Source organism: Delftia sp. UME58, assembly GCF_014170385.1.
In the GTDB taxonomy this organism is placed as follows: domain Bacteria; phylum Pseudomonadota; class Gammaproteobacteria; order Burkholderiales; family Burkholderiaceae_C; genus Comamonas; species Comamonas acidovorans.
Window position 1 is genome coordinate 320,134 of the sequence record NZ_LZZV01000052.1, and the last position, 15,532, is coordinate 335,665.

12 protein-coding genes are annotated in these 15,532 nt (G+C 70.1%); 6 read left to right on the forward strand and 6 right to left on the reverse strand.

The features are described 5' to 3' along the window. Positions 1-2: 2 nt before the first annotated feature. Positions 3-179 (reverse strand): hypothetical protein, encoded by a 177-nt coding sequence (locus A9976_RS14500; RefSeq protein ID WP_183019588.1) that lies wholly within the window; start codon positions 177-179, stop codon positions 3-5. Positions 180-544: 365 nt separating this feature from the next. Further along, the gene (locus tag A9976_RS14505; protein ID WP_183019589.1) at positions 545-1,459 is read right to left on the reverse strand and encodes a LysR family transcriptional regulator; all 915 of its coding nucleotides are present in this window, start codon (positions 1,457-1,459) and stop codon (positions 545-547) included. Between the two features lie 132 nt (positions 1,460-1,591). Here A9976_RS14505 and A9976_RS14510 point away from each other — a divergent pair, with 132 nt between their 5' ends. The 4 genes from A9976_RS14510 to A9976_RS14525 all read left to right on the forward strand — a co-directional run bounded on the left by A9976_RS14510 (position 1,592) and on the right by A9976_RS14525 (position 5,883). Beyond that, on the forward strand, positions 1,592-2,677 hold the full coding sequence (locus A9976_RS14510) for a YeiH family protein (RefSeq protein WP_063328362.1): 1,086 nt from the start codon (positions 1,592-1,594) through the stop codon (positions 2,675-2,677). Between the two features lie 157 nt (positions 2,678-2,834). Continuing rightward, positions 2,835-3,296 (forward strand): MarR family winged helix-turn-helix transcriptional regulator, encoded by a 462-nt coding sequence (locus A9976_RS14515; protein ID WP_183019590.1) that lies wholly within the window; start codon positions 2,835-2,837, stop codon positions 3,294-3,296. Continuing rightward, the gene (locus tag A9976_RS14520) at positions 3,293-5,278 is read left to right on the forward strand and encodes an FUSC family protein (protein WP_183019591.1); all 1,986 of its coding nucleotides are present in this window, start codon (positions 3,293-3,295) and stop codon (positions 5,276-5,278) included. The genes A9976_RS14515 and A9976_RS14520 overlap by 4 nt, the downstream gene beginning before the upstream one ends. A gap of 83 nt (positions 5,279-5,361) precedes the next feature. Then, entirely contained in the window at positions 5,362-5,883 is a 522-nt protein-coding gene (locus A9976_RS14525) for a GNAT family N-acetyltransferase (protein WP_183019592.1), read from the forward strand. Between the two features lie 45 nt (positions 5,884-5,928). Here the strand turns inward: A9976_RS14525 and A9976_RS14530 are convergent, their stop codons facing one another. Continuing rightward, positions 5,929-7,371, reverse strand: a complete 1,443-nt coding sequence (locus A9976_RS14530) for an NAD-dependent succinate-semialdehyde dehydrogenase (RefSeq protein ID WP_183019593.1) — start codon at positions 7,369-7,371, stop codon at positions 5,929-5,931. 242 nt (positions 7,372-7,613) lie between these two features. On the opposite strand from A9976_RS14530, the gene A9976_RS14535 reads away from it, so the two are divergent. Continuing rightward, on the forward strand, positions 7,614-9,545 hold the full coding sequence (locus A9976_RS14535; protein ID WP_183019594.1) for a trypsin-like peptidase domain-containing protein: 1,932 nt from the start codon (positions 7,614-7,616) through the stop codon (positions 9,543-9,545). A 93-nt stretch (positions 9,546-9,638) separates the two neighbouring features. Here the strand turns inward: A9976_RS14535 and A9976_RS14540 are convergent, their stop codons facing one another. From A9976_RS14540 to A9976_RS14550, 3 genes are read right to left on the reverse strand one after another with little or no spacing between them, the layout of a single operon-like run. Beyond that, complete coding sequence (locus tag A9976_RS14540) at positions 9,639-12,497, reverse strand: Hsp70 family protein (protein WP_183019595.1); 2,859 nt, start codon at positions 12,495-12,497, stop codon at positions 9,639-9,641. Positions 12,498-12,555: 58 nt separating this feature from the next. Further along, positions 12,556-14,421 carry an Hsp70 family protein gene (locus A9976_RS14545; RefSeq protein ID WP_183019596.1) on the reverse strand — a complete coding sequence of 622 codons (1,866 nt, stop codon included), beginning with the start codon at positions 14,419-14,421 and terminating at the stop codon, positions 12,556-12,558. 2 nt (positions 14,422-14,423) lie between these two features. After that, entirely contained in the window at positions 14,424-15,107 is a 684-nt protein-coding gene (locus A9976_RS14550) for a DUF2760 domain-containing protein (protein WP_183019597.1), read from the reverse strand. A 196-nt stretch (positions 15,108-15,303) separates the two neighbouring features. On the opposite strand from A9976_RS14550, the gene A9976_RS14555 reads away from it, so the two are divergent. Continuing rightward, entirely contained in the window at positions 15,304-15,453 is a 150-nt protein-coding gene (locus tag A9976_RS14555; RefSeq protein WP_013800628.1) for a hypothetical protein, read from the forward strand. Positions 15,454-15,532 lie beyond the last annotated feature (79 nt).

Consider the following 15,532-nt stretch of genomic DNA (forward strand, 5'->3'; position numbering starts at 1 on the left):
GGTCACGCACCGATGAAAGCGTTCAGGCTCTGCATGGACGAGGCGGCGGCCATTTCCGCCCCCAGGCCCCTTGCCGCGAATTGATGCCATCGCCAAGTGGGCCGGCTGGCCACCGTGGCCACGATGTCCTGGAACGTCAGGCGCGGGGCATGCGCCGGCTTGCGGGCGTGATGGGACAAGATGGTTCTCCTTCTGGGCCTGCTGCGGCATGTCGTTGGGGCCGAATCCCTGGAGGGAGCAACTGCAGGACCGGGGCGACAGGCCCGCGCGAATGCCGGCCCAGAGGCTCGTGCGCCCACTGTGGCACAGCGCAGACCGTGCGAACATGCACAGTTGACGGCCTATCCCGACCACACGTGCCGGAGCATTCCCCCAGACAGTCGGCCCGGATCGTCTGGCGCACAGGCCGGGCTCCTTCCGGTGGATGCGGCAGTCGCCACCCACCCCATCCGGTTCCCCCTCGGACTCATGTTTCGCACCGAGGTCACGAACGGGTTCTGGGAGTGGATCCCTGCCCCTCCAGGAGGCGCAACCACCATGGCTTTTATGCAGCGCCTCGGGCCTGCCGCACATGGCAGGCCTGCACAAAGGCCGCCAGCGCCGGCGAGCGGCGCTTGCCCGCCCGCTGCACCAGCGAGAAATCCCGCCACATGCGCGGCAGCGTGGTCGGCAGCACGGCCAGTTCTCCCGAGGCGACCAGGGCCTGCACCAGCACGCGCGACAGGCAGCTGATGCCCAGGCCCTGGGCCACGCAGCGCGCTATCGCCTCGGAGCTGCCCAGCGTGGCGGCGGCCGGCAACTGGTGCAGATGCGGCAGCAGCGCATGCTCGACCATCTCGCGCGTGCCCGAGCCGGGCTCGCGCAGCAGCCAGCGCGCACCACGCAAGGCGGCCACGCCCAGCGGGCGCTGGCCCGCGTCCTGCACCAGCGGGTCCTGCGCCGCGGCCACGATGACCAGTTCGTCACGCATCCAGGGCTCGACCTCCAGCCCGGGCCAGTGGCTGGTGCCCTCGATCAGGCCCAGGTCCACGTCCAGCGATTCCACGGCCTGGCCCACCTCGCGCGTGTTGGCGATCTGCAGGTCCACGCTCAGGTGCGGATGGCTGCGCGCCAGGTGCGCGAGCACGGCCGGCAGCGCATAGGTGCCTATGGTGGTGCTGGCTGCCACGCGCAGTCGCACGGGCAGGCTGGCGGCCCGCACCGAAAACGCCTGCTCTATGCCCCTGGCCTGCTCCAGCAGCGCCAGCGCCTCGGGCAACAGGGCCCGCCCGGCATCGTTGAGCGCCAGCCGCCGGCCCACGCGCTCGAACAGCTGGGCGCCCATGGCCTGCTCCAGCTGCTGCAGCGCGGCGCTGGTGGCCGACTGCGACAGTGCCACGGCATCGGCCGCAGCCACGGTGGAGCCCGCCTGGGCGACGGCGCAGAAGATTTCGAGTTGGCGCAGGGTGAGGTGCAGCATCGCGTGCAGTCTGAACGAGGCATCAACCTGTTTTCCCGGTTGGTGCTACAAAAACTATTCGTTATACGAATATAGCCAAGAAATCTAAAGTGCCTCCCATGCACCGCGCTCCTGACGCGGCGCGCAGGCACCATGAACACCACATCCCTCCCACGCCCCTCCCATCCGTCCGGCTGGCTTCGCCAGTTGACCGAGCTTGCGCCCGGCCTGCTGCTGGCCGGCGCCATTGCCGCGGCCGCCACCTGGGGCGCGCGCCAGCCCCTGCTGGCCGGCTCGGGCCTGAGCGCGCTGACGCTGGCCATCTGCATCGGCCTGGTCATCGGCAACACCGTCTATCCGCGCCTGGCGCCCGGCTGCCATGCCGGCGTGGGCCTGGCCAAGCAGCGCCTGCTGCGTGCGGGCATCGTGCTCTACGGCCTGCGGCTGACCTTCCAGGACATAGGCCATGTGGGCATGGCCGGCGTGGTGGTCGATGCCCTGGTGCTGGGCAGCACCTTTTTGCTGGCGCAGTGGCTGGGCCGCCGCGTCTTCGGGCTGGATGCGCGCACCACCGTGCTGATCGGCGCGGGCAGCTCCATCTGCGGCGCGGCTGCCGTGCTGGCCACCGAACCCGTGATCAAGGGCCGCGCCGAAGACGTGGCCGTGGCCGTGGCCACCGTGGTGGTCTTCGGCACCGTGGGAACCTTCCTCTACCCCGCACTGTTCCACTGGAACGCCGCCCACGGCTGGCTGGACATGTCGCCCGCGCAGTACGGCCTGTACGTGGGCTCCACCGTGCACGAGGTGGCCCAGGTCGTGGCCGCCGGCGAAGCCATTGCCCCCGAAGCCGCCGACGTGGCCGTGATCTCCAAGATGGTGCGCGTGATGATGCTGGCCCCCTTCCTGCTGCTGCTGTCCATGGCCGTGGCGCGCGGCAACCGCAGCAGCCAGGTGAGCGACGGCCAGCCGCGCCGCATCACCATTCCCTGGTTCGCGCTGGGCTTCGTCGCCATGGCCGGCGTGAACTCGCTGGGCGTGCTGCCTGCCGCCGTGGTGCAGGTGGGCGTGCAGCTGGACAACGCCCTGCTGGCCGTGGCCATGGCGGCCCTGGGCCTGACCACCCATGTCCGCGCCGTGCGTGCCGCAGGCACGAAGCCCCTGTTGCTGGCCGCCTTGCTGTTCGCATGGCTGCTGGTGGCAGGCCTGCTCTTCAACCGCTGGGTGCCCGGCCTGCTCTGAAGGCGTCCGCATCCATCGACCGGCCCTGCGAAGCATCGTCTTGCAGGGCCTTTTTCATGGACTGCCTGCCTTTCGAAACAAGGGAATACCCTTGGTATAAATGCAGGCACAATTAATTTGCAATGCAAATTAATTGAACTACAAAGATAATCGGGGAATGTCCTTTGCCTCTGCCCCTCCCCGCGCCCGCCTCGGCTTTCTCATGGTCACCCTGGTACGCCAGTGGCGCCGCCAGGTCGAGGAGCAACTGCTGGCCGACGGCCTCACCGATGCCACCTGGGCGCCGCTGATCCACCTGCGCGCCTGGGGCGACGGCGTCACGCAAAAGGAACTGGCCGAGCGCGTGGGCCTGGACGGCTCCAGCCTGGTGCGCCTGCTCGACATTCTTGAGGGCCACGGCTGGGTGGAGCGCCGCGCCGACCCTGGCGACCGGCGCAGCAAGCGCATCTTCCTGACCGATGAAGGCAACCGCGCCGTGGACCGCGTGCGCGCCACCATGCTGCAGGCCGAGCTGGCCATGCTGCAGGACCTGGACGATGCCGAGGTCGAGGCCATGCTGTCCGGCATGGCCAAGATCCAGGCGCGCATGGCCGCGCTGCGTACCGAGGGCACGCCATGAGCGCCCTCCACGATGCCTATGGCCGCCTGCTGCAGGCCTCGGTCCGCTGGGGCTTCGACCCCGTGCGCCTGCGCCAGCATCTGCGCACGGCCTTTGCTGCCTGCCTGGCTCTGCTGGCTGCCTGGCAGCTGGGGCTGGAGCATCCGCAGTGGGCCGCCATGGCCACCTGGGCTGCGTCCCAGCCGCTGCGCGGGCAACTGCTAGAGAAAAGCTTTTTCCGGGTCGCAGGCACCGTGGCCGGCACGGCCGTGGGCGTGGGCCTGGTGCTGCTGGCCCAGGGAAACCTGCTGTGGCTGGTGCTGGGCCTGGCCGTGTGGCTGGGCCTGTGCGCGGGCGTGGGCAATCTGCAGCGCAGCTTCGTGGCCTACGGCACCATGCTGGCCGGCTATTCGGCAGCCATGGTGGCGCTGCTGGACTTCGCCCATCCCGAACAGGTCTTCGCGCTGGGCTGGGACCGGCTGTTCACGGCGCTGACCGGCGTGTTCGCGGCCCTGCTGGTGGGCTGGCTGTTCACGCCCAAGGGCAGCGGCATTCCCGGCAATGCCGAGGTGCGCCAGCTGTTCGCGCAACTGCTGCGGGATCTGGCCGGCAGCCTGCAGGCGCGCGGCCGTGCGTCCCTGGGCTCGCAGGAGATCGCCGCCCGCCTGCTGGCCATGGCCGTGATCGAGGAGGGGCTGGACCCGCACGCCGCAGGATCGCAGCGCTCGCGCGAGGCCGTGCACGCGCTGCGCCGGCTCATGAATGCCCAGATCTCGGCCCTGCTGTGGCTGCGCGATGCCCCGTCGCAGGAGCCCCCTTCGGCCTTTGGCGAGGCGCAGGCCCTGGCCGCCGCGCAGGCACTGCGCGAAGCCGCCCTGGCACTGGAGACGCGCGTGCAGTTGCACGAGGCCGCGGCGGCCCTGGTGCGCGCACGCGAGGCGGCCATGGCCTGGCCCGGCGCAGCCGACATGCTGGCCCCGATGGGCTTTGCGCTGCAGGCCCACCTGGCCGCCACCCATGACGTGGCCCTGCCGCCCGGCCACCGCGCGCGCCAATGGCCGGTGGTGCTGCACAGCGACTGGCTGGGCGCACGCCGCGCCATGCTGCGCGCCAGCGCGGCCATCGCCATCGTGGGCCTGCTGTGGGTGGCCACGGGCTGGAGCGGCGGCGCCTACATGCTGCTGGGCATGTCCATCATGCTGACCGTGTTCTCGGGCTTCGAGAACCCTTCGGCCACCATGCGCCATGTGACCCTGGGCCAGGCCCTGGGCGTGCTGGTGGCCCTGGCCTGCCAGTGGCTGGTCTGGCCGTTCGCCAGCAGCCAGGCGGGCATGGTCTGGCTGATGCTGCCCTTCGTCTTCGTGGGTGCGCTGCTGTTTTCCCACCAGCGCACCATGCTGTCGGGCTACGACTGCAACATGGTGCTGCTGCTCCTGCTGCAGCCCCACTTTCCGCAGACGGCCAGCTTCGGCCATGCGCTGGCCCTGGGGCTGGCCGTGGTGTCCGGGCCGCTGGCCGGCTGGGCCGCCTACCGCTTCATCCTGCCGGTCACGCTGCAGGGGCGGCTGCAGGGCCTGCGCTCCATGATGGTCCACGAGCTGCAGGACATGGCCGCCACGCCCGGCCATGCGCGCGATGGCCGCATCTGGCGCGCACGCCTGTACCACCGGCTGCTGCGCCTGGTGCGCATGTCGGAGCAGGCCGCAGGGCAACTGGGCGCGCAGGCGGCCGAGTGCGGCCTGGCCGCCCTGCATGTGGGCCGCGCCATCCAGGCGCTGCACCAGCTGTCCGAGGAAGCTGCGCTTGGCGACGGCACGGCCCGCGCCGTGCGCGCCGCGCTGCTGCGCCTGCAGCGGCTGCAGCAGTCGCCCGGCCAGTGCCCGCCGCTTTTGCACGCTCTGGCGCAGCGCGTGGCCGAACGCCATCCCGGCCAGGCCCGCCAGCTGCGCCAGGCAGCGCATGAGATCGCGCAGCACGAAGCCTTCTTCCGCAACGCCGGCTGAATCGCCGGCCCATGCCAGAATGGCCGAGTCCCAGGCCGGCAGCGCCCCACGCTCCCTGTCCCCCTGTTGCGAGGAAAGCATCCATGTCGTGGAGCGACACCACCATCCACTCACAGCGCCTGGCGCTGCGCCCCTTCACTGCCGCCGATGCCGATGAGGCCTTTGCCTGCATCACGCCCACGCTGACGCGCTACCTGTCCTTCGAGCCGGCGTCGACGCCTGCCGAGTTCGAAGCGGTCTGGCGCGGATGGCTGCGGGAGATCGCAGCCGGCACGGACTTCAACTTCACGCTGCGCGAGCGCACGGCAGGCCGCTTCACCGGCCTGCTGGGCCTGCACCGCGCACGCGATGCCGAACCCGAACTGGGCATCTGGATACGCGAGGACGCGCATGGCCGGGGCTACGGCCGCGAAGCCGTGGCCGCGCTGGCCGCATGGGCCGTGGAGACCTTCGCCCCGCAGTCCTTCAGCTACCCGGTGGCCGAGGCCAATACGGCCAGCCGGCGCATCGCCGAAGGATTGGGCGGGATCGTCGTGGAGCAGCAGCAGCGGCCCAAGTACGCGTCCGTCGTCTACCGGCTACCCGCGCGCAAGCCGCACCCATGAAAAACGGCCCCTTTCAGGGGCCGTTCATCGTTCAACCGGCCATGATCACACGGCGGCAATGGACACGGCCTTGGAGACCAGGTAGGCCTCCAGCGCCTCGGGGCCGCCTTCGGAGCCGTAGCCCGAGTCCTTGATGCCGCCGAACGGCATCTCGGCCGAGGCCACGGCCGGCTGGTTGATCCACAGCATGCCGGCCTCGACCTGCTGGGCCAGCTGGTGGGCCGTCTTGATGGAGCGCGTGAACGCATAGGCAGCCAGGCCGTAGGACAGGCGGTTGGCCTCGGCGATGGCATCGCCCAGATCGTCAAAGCCGCGGATGGCGGCCACGGGGCCGAAAGGCTCCTGGTTGAAGATTTCGGCGCTCAACGGCACGTCGCCCAGCACCGTGGGTGCGAAGAAGTTGCCCGCGCCACCCAGCGAGGCACCGCCCGTGAGCAGCTTGGCGCCCTGCTTTTGCGCATCCTCGATCAGATGGGACAAGGCCGTGACGCGGCGCGGATTGGCCAGCGGGCCCATTTGCGTGCCCTGCACCAGGCCATCGCCGACCTTGAGGCCTTCGGCATGCGCGACCATGGCGCGCGTGAATTCCTCGCGCACGCTGTTGTGCACCAGAAAGCGCGTGGGCGAGATGCAGACCTGGCCCGCGTTGCGGAACTTGGACGCGCCTGCGGCCTTCACGGCCAGGGCCACGTCGGCATCCTCGGCCACGATGACCGGCGCGTGGCCGCCCAGCTCCATGGTCGAGCGCTTCATATGCTGGCCGGCCAGCGCCGCCAGTTGCTTGCCCACTGCGGTGGAGCCGGTGAACGTGACCTTGCGGATCACGGGATGGGCGATCAGATAGGAGGAAATCTGGGCCGGATCACCGAACACCAGGCCCACCACGCCGGCCGGCACGCCGGCATCGACGAAGCACTTGAACAGGGCGGCGGGTGCGGCCGGGGTTTCCTCGGGCGCCTTGCACAGGAAGGAGCAGCCCGTGGCCAGCGCCGCGCCGATCTTGCGCACGATCTGGTTGACGGGGAAGTTCCAGGGCGTGAAGGCGGCCACGGGGCCCACGGGCTCCTTGATCACCAGCTGCTGTACCTCGGGGCGGCGCGAGGGCACGATGCGGCCGTACACGCGCAGCGCCTCGTCGGCAAACCATTCGATGATGCCCACGCCGGCCAGGATCTCGCCCTTGGCCTCGGCCACGGGCTTGCCCTGCTCCTGTGTCAGGAGCGCGGCGATCTCGTCGGCGCGCTCCTTGAGCAGGGCGGCGGCACGGCGCATGGCGGCGCCACGCTCATGGGCGGAGACATTGCGCCAGACCTCGAAGCCGCGCTGCGCGGCGGCCAGCGCACGGTCCAGGTCGGCCACGTCGGCATGGGCCACATGGCCGATGACTTCTCCGCTGGCCGGGTTGCGCACGGGAATCTTCCTGCCGCTGGCGGCGTCCTGCCATTGGCCGTCGATCAGGAGTTGGGTGTCGGAGTAGGAGTGGCTCATGCTGGATCAGGTCCTTGGTGGATGGCGGTGGGCACGCGCGCAGGCAGGCCGGCGCAAAAGAAAACGGAGCGAGAGCGGGGCAAGGCAGGCGCGGTCATGCGGTGTCCGCGCCCGGCTGCCGCTGCCGCGCAGCGACCATTCTAGGAAGGGCCGGACGGCCCTGCGGTCATTGGGCTGTCACGCACACAACACCTAAAATGCCCGGGTCTCGCAATATCCACCAATCCGTTGAGAGGGAGCTCATGACCGATCTTTTCGACACCACTGCGCGCAGGGGTTTGCGCAGTGTCGCGCTGGCGCTCGCCCTGGCGGGCAGCCTGGGGCTGGCCTGGGGGCAGGCTCCGGCCAGCGACGCGCCGCAGTACATACCCCGCATGAGCGTGGACTCGCGCGTCCAGCCGCAGGACACGCCCCGGGAGTTCCTGGCTTCGCGCAGCCAGGCTGCAGCCACCGAGGTCACGCCGCTGCGCGTGGAGCTGGGCGCATGGAAGGAATACCGCGCCGCATCGGCACCGGCAGCAGGTGGCGCAATGCAGGTGGGCGCCCAGCGGCTGAGTGAGCAAACGGCCACGGTGGACGCATTGGCATCGCAACTGCAATGGAGCACCACCGCCTCCGGCGCACGTGTGGCGGCCGTCAGCGTGCGCTCGGAAGGCGCCTATGGCATACGCCTGGGCGTGGAAATGAACCAGTTGCCCGGCAACGCGCTGCTGCGCGTCTATGCGCAGCAAGACCGCGCAGGCGCCTACGAGATCGCCGGCCAGCGCATTCTGCAGGTTCTGCAGGCCAACCTGGACGCGGGCGACACAGGCACGGACGGCCGCACCTGGTGGACTCCCGACACGGGCGGCGACGAGGTGACGCTGGAGATCGAACTGCCCCCGGGCGTCCCGGCCGACACGCTGCGCATCGCCATCCCGCGTGTGATGCATGTGCATGAGAACCTCTCGCTGCCGCTGGAAGGCGAGATGCAGTTCTCGGCACAGCTCAACGAATCCCTGCCCTGCCAACTGGATTCCACCTGCTACGACGCATACAGCTCGCAACGCAACGCCGTGGCCCGCATGCTCTACATCAAGGACGGGATGGGCTATGTCTGCTCGGGCACCCTGCTCAACGACACGGCAAGCTCCGGCACCCCCTACTTCGTCACGGCCAACCATTGCATCAGCAGCCAGACCGTGGCTTCCACGCTGGAAACCTCGTGGTTCTATCGCACGCCCTCGTGCAACAGCCGCACGCTGTCATCCGGGAACAAGGTTCTGCGCAACGGCGCAACCTTGCTCTACGCAACGGCAACCTATGACGGCGCCCTGATGCGCCTCAACGACACGCCTCCCGCTGGCGCGGTCTTCTCCGGCTGGACCACGCAGACGCTGACGAGCGGTGCCAGCGTCGTGGGCATACACCATCCACGTGGCGACCTGCAAAAGATCAGCTTCGGCACGGCCTATGGCTCGGTCGCATGCGAGCCGTCGAGTGAAGGCACGATGCGTTGCTCCAACGACAGCAAGGGCAACGGCGGCTTCAACCTTGTGATCTGGGACCAGGGGCTGACGCAGCCGGGCAGCAGTGGCTCGGGCCTGTTCCTGCAGGGACGGCTGGCGGGCACGCTCTATGGGGGTGACGACCAAACCTGCTCTGCATCTGGCGGCACCTCGATCTACGGGCGCTTCGACCTGCTGTACCCCGCCCTCCAGAAATGGCTGGCAGCCAGTGCGACCACGGCGCGCAGCCCTGTATACCGCTTCTACAACGCGCTCACGGGCGCCCACTTCTACACAGGCAGCGTTGCCGAGCGCGACTACGTGATCGCCAAGCTCCCGGAGTTTCAATACGAGAACGTGGCTTTCTATGCCTCTGCCCAGCCCCAGCAAGGCCTGAGCCCGGTCTTTCGCTTCTACAACCAGGATTCGGGAGCGCACTACTACACCATCAGTGAAAGCGTTCGCGACTACGTCCACCAGACCTTTGCCCGTTTCATCTACGAAGGCCCGACCTGGTATGCACAAAAGAATGCCGTCGCAGGCAGCGTGCCCGTCTACCAGTTCTACAACATGGATTCGGATGCTCACTTCTACACGGCCAGCGCCATCGAACGCGACTATGTGATTGCCACATTTGCCCGCTTCCGTAATGAAGGCATCGCCTACTACGTCTGGCCATCGCAATAAGCCCAACACTGGCTGGCCCGGCGCACTGCACCGCAGTGCATCCCCAAGAAGAAGGCCCCGCACTACGGGGCCTTCTTCTTGGGGCAACAGCCATCACCCCACCAGCACCAGCCCCGGCGGCAGGCTGTCTCCAAAGCTGCGCTTCGCGTCCTGCTCATCCATCCGCTGCACCTGCTCGACCAGGGCCATCCAGCGCTGCGGCGCACCTGCCGCGCGCAGGCGCTCCAGCACAACAGAGCGCTGCGCATCGGACAGGTCCAGCGCACGGTCGCCCGTCATGCGGGCCATCTGCACGGCGGCGAACATGGCGGTTTCGTTGCGGCGCCAGTCCTGGGCCAGGGTGGCGTCCAGGAACTCCTGCGCAGCCTCGGGCGGCATGACGCGGTGGGCATTGGCGGCCAGCGGCATGCGCGTGGCCAGGCGGCCTATGGCCCACCAGGTCTGCACGGATTCGCCAGGGTGCTTCAGCCGCTGCAGCATCCACCGGCCCATTTCCTGGCGGTACTGCCAGGGTACGGCCTCCATGGCGGCGAACAGGCGCAGCATGTCGTCGTAGCTGCCATGGGCGGACTTGCCCTGGCTGCGCTGCGTGGCCTGCTGCACCGCCTTTTGCATGTGGCCAGCGACCTCTTCCAGCAGCTCCATCTGCCGGGCCTCGTCCAGGCCCGCGGCCACGCGGCGCCAGAAGACCCACCATTCGGTGCGGTTGGCCGCCTCGCCGCCATGGCCCAGGCCCTGGCCATGCAGTTGCCAGACCTGCTGCATGCGCCAGCCGTCCAGCTCGGCGCCCACGCCGGGGCGCAGGCACCAGCCTGCCAGGTTCAGCCAGACGCGCTCGTGCTCGGCCGTGCGGCGGCGGCGCCTGGCGCGGGCCAGCAAGGCGTCGAACAGTGCGCGCAGCAGCGGCAGATCCCAGTCCTCGCGCGGGCCCAGCCGTCGCTCCAGCGACTGGCGCAGCTGGCGGACCTCCTTGGCCGTCACCTCCTGGGCCTGGCTGCCGAAGATGCGCTCGATCAGGGCCACGGCGTCGGCCAGCCGGTCCTTCCGGGCAGAAAGTTCGCCGGTGTCCTGCGCATCTGCGGCCAGCGCACCGCGCACGCTGAACGGCAGCAGCCACTGGCGCTGCGCATCGTCGGCGGCCACGCAGCGCACCTCCAGCGTGCCGACCTCGGACATGCAGGCCTGCAGTTGCACTTCCACCTGGGCCTTGTCCCGGCCCTCGGGCGCAGGCAGCACGGTGGACAGGGAGGGCAGCTCGACCCAGCCCTCGCCGTCGAGCGCCGCGATGCGGCCGGCCTGCGCAGGCGCCGCCGCCAGGCTGTTGGCCACCAGCGAAAAGCGCACGGCCTGGCCCAGGCGCAGCGCAAAGCGCCGGCCGGAGAGCACGATGCGCACGCCCTCCTCCGTGCCGCGCGGCAGCAGGCAGATGCCCTGTGGTGCGGCACCCGCCTTCTCGGGCAGGACCAGCCAGTAGCTGCGCGGCGAGCCACCGCCGATGCGCGGTACCGGGGCGGGCACCGTCCGGGCATCCTCCGATTCCGGCAGATCCTCAGACGGACGGCTCTGGACATGCATGGCCAGGCCATGCGCCGCCGCACCGCGCGCCACGGCCCAGTCGGGATGCGGGTTGTGCAGCAGGCGCAGCGGCTGGCCGCGCCAGGCCTGCAGTTGCGCCAGCAGCCGCTCGGCCAGCGCATGGGCGTGGAAGACGCCGCCATTGAGCAGGACCGCATCGGGCAGTTCCCCTGCCGCGTGCTGCGCCAGGAACTGCGCCAGGTGCCGCGTGATCGCCGCATCGGCAGGATATGGGAGCCCCAGGCCGCGCAAAGCGCCCTGGCGCCGGGTGGGCAGATCCTGCAGGCCGACCAGCGGCATGAAGCCTTCGACCACGGCCTCGCGCACCTCGTCGCGGCGCAGCGTGGCCGTGCGCGTCTGCGCCAGCAGCTTCGATCCGCTGCCCAGCAGGGTCACGGCCACGGACTCGGGCGCATCGCTGGCCAGCAACTGTTCCTTGGCCGTGCGGCAGCGCTGCACCAGTTGGGCGAACCGTGCGGCGGGCAGGCGCTCGCCGGGCGGGGCGAACTGCGGCTCCAGCCGATGGGCCAGCGCCAGGTCCATGTTGTCGCCGCCCAGCATCAGGTGCTCGCCCACGGCCGTGCGTGTCAGCACGGGCAGGCCTCCAGCTTCACCGGGCTGCACGCGGATCAGGGTCAGGTCGGTGGTGCCGCCGCCCACGTCCACCACCAGCACCAGGCGGCTGTGCGCCAGCTCGGTCGCCAGATGCTCGCCCTGCAGCACCAGCCAGTCGTGGAAGGCGGCCTTGGGTTCCTCCAGCAATTGCACCGCAGGCAGGCAGGCCAGCTGCGCGGCCTCCAGCGTCAGTGCGCGCGCGCCTTCGTCGAACGAGGCCGGCACGGTCAGCACGACCAGCTGGTCCCGCAGCGGAGCGCCGGGGTGCGTGCGGTCCCAGGCCTGGCGCACATGGTCCAGGTAGCTGGCCGAGGCCTGCAGCGGAGACAGCCGGGCCACCTCTTCGGGCGCGCCCCAGGGCAGGATGGCCGCCGTGCGGTCCACGCCCGCATGCGACAGCCAGCTCTTGGCGCTGGCCACCAGGCGCGACGGTACGGCCGCGCCCAGGTCACGCGCCCAGCGGCCATTGACGGCGGGCGCTTGCGCATCGGCGCCCAGTGCCGTCCAAGGCTGCTGCCAGGCATCGCCCAGCTCGCCGGGCGCCGCCTGGTAGCGCGCCGAGGGCAGCAGCACCTGGGCGGCGACCTCGCTGGCCGAGACACGCTGCGCCACGGGCAGCAAGGCGATGTCGGCCGCCGTGCCGCCCACGGGCACATGCGCCACCACGGTGTGGCTGGTGCCCAGGTCTATGCCCACGACGTGGGCTGCGCCGGACGCGAGAGCGGCAGAGGCGGAAGGTTCGGAGGCGGCGGTATCAGGCATATCGGCAGTCATACAGGGCACGGTGCGCGGCCCGGACCGGGCCTGCCGCCGGGGCGGGCTACGCTACATCGGCCCGCACGTCGAACTCCACCTTCCAGCGTTCTTCGCCACCCACGGGCACGGCGTTGAGTTCCAGCGTGCCGATGTCGGTCACGCGCGCATGCAGGGTGACGGGCACGATCTCGCCGGGCGCACGGCCTTCGGCGGGCAGGTGGGCCTCGATCTCCTGCAGCTCGACCAGTTCCTCGGGACCCCAGAAGTCCAGCACGGTGCCGACCTGGTCGGCCCGGCGCACGGAGGAGCCGAAGAAGCGCAGGCGCACGGGCTCGCCCACGACCAGGCCGAATTCCTGGGTGTCCAGCGCCACCTCGGTGCCCTCCTCCATGCCGAAGGGCGCCAGGCACAGGGCCGAGATGGGCGGCTCCATGCCGGGAATGGCGGGCATGTTGCTTTCCACACCCACGTAATAGCTCTGCGCCGTGCCGCCACGGATGCGCACGCCACGGCCGGCAGCCGCCACATGGCCGAAGTAGGCGGCGCCGCGCGCCACGGCCAAGTCGAGGTTGGCGCCGTCCAGCAGGCGAGCCGGTTGCGCGCCCTCGCCGGCCAGCCAGCCGTTGACGACTTCCAGGATGCGCTGCTCGATCTGCGGCGCCTTGAGCACGCCGCCGTTGAACAGGATGGCCGAGGGATGCAGGAAGGATGCGCCCTCGGGCTGCATGCCCTTGAGGCCTTCGATCTGCTCGGTGGCGCCGGCCTGGCGCGAGAGGAAGGCCGCCAGGTGGCGCGTGACGGCCGCATCCTGCGCATAGGGCAGGCCCAGCTGCGTCAGCGCGGCGCGCGCGCGGGTCTGGGGCTTGTCGGAGACGGCTGCGCGCGGGAAGAAACCTTCCACCAGCATCTGCAGCACCTCGTCACGCGTGACCTCGGTGCGGATGCTGCCGCCGATGAGCTTGCTGCCCCGGCTGGGCACGACCACGGGCACGGACTGCAGAGTGGCATCGGCCAGCAGTTGCTCCTTGGCCTGGCGGCAGCCATGGGCCAGGGCGCGGGTCTGCCAGGCGTCGAGCTGCCTGCCCTCCTGGGCCAGCTTGCGCGCCACGCCGTAGGCCAGGGCCAGGTCCATGTTGTCGCCGCCCAGCAGGATGTGCTCGCCCACGGCCACGCGCTGCAGTTCCAGGCCGCCGTCCTTTTCCAGCACGGCGATCAGCGACAGGTCGGTAGTGCCGCCGCCCACGTCCACGACGAGGATGATCTCGCCGCTTTGCACCTGCTTGCGCCACTGGCCGCCGCTGGCCTGGATCCAGCTGTACAGCGCAGCCTGGGGTTCCTCCAGCAGCGTGAGCTTCTGGAAGCCCGCGGCGCGGCAGGCCTCGGCCGTCAGCTCGCGCGCGGCCGGGTCGAACGAGGCGGGAATGGTCACCGTCACGTCCTGGGCGTCGAACGGCGCCTCGGGATGGGCCTGCTCCCAGGCCCAGCGCAGGTGCGACAGGTAGCGGATGGAGGCGGTCAGGGGCGAGACGCGGTGCACCTCCTCGGGCGCATCGGCCGGCAGCAGGGGCGAGCGGCGGTCCACGCCCGGATGGCACAGCCAGCTCTTGGCGCTGGACACCAGCCGGATCGGCGTGGCCGCGCCGCGCGATCGCGCGAACTCGCCCACCACGAAGTCCTGGCTGGCGCCCCAGGGCAGGGCCATGTCGGCCGCAGTCAGCTCGCTTTCATGCGGCAGGTAAAGGAAGGACGGCAGCAGCGGGCGTGCCTCCACGCTGGAGGGGCCGGTGAGCTGGGGAATGTCCAGCACGCCCTGCTCCACCTTCTCGCCATCGCTGGCCTGGCGGTCCACATAGGAGAGCGCGCAATGCGTGGTGCCCAGGTCGATGCCTATGCTGTAGCGCGCCTGGGAGGATTGACGGGTCTGGTCCATGTTCACAGCTCCACCTCGGCCTGGGCCACGATGGCGGCAGCCTTGTGATCGGTGAGCTGGGGCAGGCGCACATCGTCCACGCGCCAGCCGCGGTGGCCCAGCGTGCCCGTGAAGGGTGCCTGGCCGACCACGTTGCCCGTCAGGCGCACGGCGGCGGCATCAAAGCCTGCGGCCAGCGTGACGCGGCTGCCTTCGGCCTCGGCACGCACGGGGGCGATGCTGAAATGCTCGCGCAGCACCTTGCGGCAGCCTTCGTGCACCACGCGCGCGGCGGCGCCGATCTCGGCGTCGGCGTAGCCGGCCACGTCTTCCTGCACGAAGTCCACGAAGCGCGCCTCGCGCTGCAGCAGGCCCAGCAGCTGCAGGGCGGCGGTGCCAGCGGGTGCGGCCGGCTCCACGATGGTCTTTTCGACGATCTTCTCTACCGGCACCTCGACGCGCTTTTCAACCACTTTCTCGACCACCTTCTCGACAGGCACCTCGACACGGACCTCGACGATCCGGTCCACAGGCACCTCCACGCGCACCTCCTTGGGTGCGGGCGGCGGCACATCGGCGGCCAGCGGCTCGCCGTCGCGCAGGCGGTTGACATCGGCGGCCAGGCGGCCGTTGCCGAGGATGGCGAAGAAACTGCCGATCGCGATGGCGATGCGGCTCAGGAACGAGGGGGGAGTCTTGGAATTCATGGGCTTCTCTTGGCGAGAGGACCCTGCCGGGCCGATCGCCGCGCAGCAGGGCAACCGGGCGCCGATGGTCCTCCACCGGGCGCCCGCAGGGTCCGTGATGTTACCCAAAGCAACGAAGTCCCGTCCTGTACACGGCCCCATGCCCCCGTGCGCAAATGGCCTCGCGGCATAATCGCGGCTGCTCCTGCCCCTGTCCATGGCCCATACACGCCTTTTCCGCCACGCCCCGACCCGCTGCACCGCCTTGCGCGCGCAGCGGCCCCAGCGCGTGCACGGCGTGCCCACGGCCTTCATCAGCCTGTGCGGCTTCACGGCCCTGCTTTCCGCCGCCGTGCGGAAAGCCTGAGGTCCACCCCCAGCTTCCCGCACGGCCCCCGCAGCGAATCCCGCATGCGAAGCGCATGCCAGGAGCTGCCGGCCCACGC